Here is a 1,590-nt window from a genome sequence, read left to right on the forward strand (position 1 = left end):
TGCCGTGAAGCTTAAGGCGATCTTGCTGGGGTTTGGTCAGGCCGCGCGTGGGGTGAGTGGGTGGAGTCGGATCGTGGCGGGGCCCGGGTGGCGGATCGAGGCGGGTTCGTCGGGTTTCTTGACGCGGTAGCTGTTGTGCCGGGCGCGTTTGACGACCCGGGGGCAGGTGCGGTGACGCCGTGGCGGGTTGAGCGTGCGGGTGATCTCGGTGTGGAACCGGGGTAGCCGGGTGTTCCAGTCCTCAGGGGGGAATGTCCGCCGTCCCGGTGGCGGAACGGCGGACCAGGCGCAGTGTCCGGGCGAAGCCGACTCGGTCGGGGTCGATCTCGGCGGCCTCCGCGGCGCCGGCGATCAGGGCCGTGAGCGCGTACTGGACGATCAGCCAGGCCCACATCTCCTGGACAGCAAGGTCCGGCAGCCGGGAACGTAGGACTCTCCCGGGGCCACGGAGATGGGTCTTGAGCTGGTCGTTGGAGGTTTCCTCTTCCCAGCGTTCGTTGTAGCCGGCGGCGATCTCGTCGGCACGGGCGTCACGTGGGTCGAGGATCGTGGTCAGCACGACGACCAGTTCACCGGTGCCGTTACCAGCCCGGTCGGGGATGTCGTACTCGACGACCCGGGCCAGGTGCGCCTCGTCCGGATCGAGCTCGTCGCCGGCCTTCGCCGCGGCGAGCAGCCGCTCACGGCGCCGACTTCCCGTGATCTCCGGGTTGATCAGGACGGTGAGGAACGTGCCATCGCCCAGCACCTTGACGACCGGTAGTTTCAGCCCGGTCGGGGCCCGCCAGATCAGATCCGCGCCGGTGCCCGCGGCCAGCGACCAGTTGTCGAACGAGTAGAACCCCCGGTCGGCGGTCAGCACCTCGTCGCGGTTCAGCCGCATCAGCAGCCCGCGGGCCAGCGTCCTCTCCCCAGCCGCCCAGCCACCAACCTCGGCGGCGCGGAACGCATGGGTGCCGCACTCCGCCAACGCGACGACCCGCAGTTTCGGGAACGCCGACCGCTTCTCACCCGACCCGGCGTAACCGAACTCGGCCGCGTTCTCCTCGGTGTCGGGCACATCGACGTCGAACCCGTCGATCGCGAGCAGCAACCGGCCCCGCAGCCACGCACCCCGCGTCGACAGTGTCGCGACCTGGCCCGCGACCCGCTCGAACACCTCGGCCATCACCACCCGACCCAGCCGCTTACGCGCCTGGGTGATCCCACTCGCGCTCGGCGGCGTCCACGACCCGTCCCAGCAGCCGAACCGGTCCAGCGACCCGGTCGTCTTCTGCGCGACCTCGGCATAGTCGTCGTCTGAGAACAGACACATCGCCAACGTCAGATAGGCCGTCACATGGGGTGGGAGTTTCCCGCCCCTGCGCCGCTCACCGACGCCGCAGGCCGCCACCGCCTCGTCCACCGCGTCCCGCGGCACCGCCGTCACCAGCACACCCACCGACACCTGGTCCGGAGTCACCATCGAAGCCACGAACCGTGACCAAACCACCCAGCGGCACCGATGCCACGCCGCCACGCCGTACCACCCGCCAGCCACGAACAGCGAACATCAACTATTCAAGATCGACTTAAGCTTCACGGCATTGG

The 1,590-nt window shown here is 69.1% G+C and carries 1 protein-coding gene; it reads right to left on the reverse strand.

Annotated elements, in window-relative coordinates:
* Nucleotides 1-241: 241 nt before the first annotated feature.
* Nucleotides 242-1,465, reverse strand: coding sequence for an IS4 family transposase (locus B056_RS0110780; protein ID WP_018501874.1), 1,224 nt, complete (start codon nt 1,463-1,465; stop codon nt 242-244).
* Nucleotides 1,466-1,590 lie beyond the last annotated feature (125 nt).

The organism is Parafrankia discariae, from assembly GCF_000373365.1.
In the GTDB taxonomy this organism is placed as follows: Bacteria; Actinomycetota; Actinomycetes; order Frankiales; family Frankiaceae; genus Parafrankia; species Parafrankia discariae.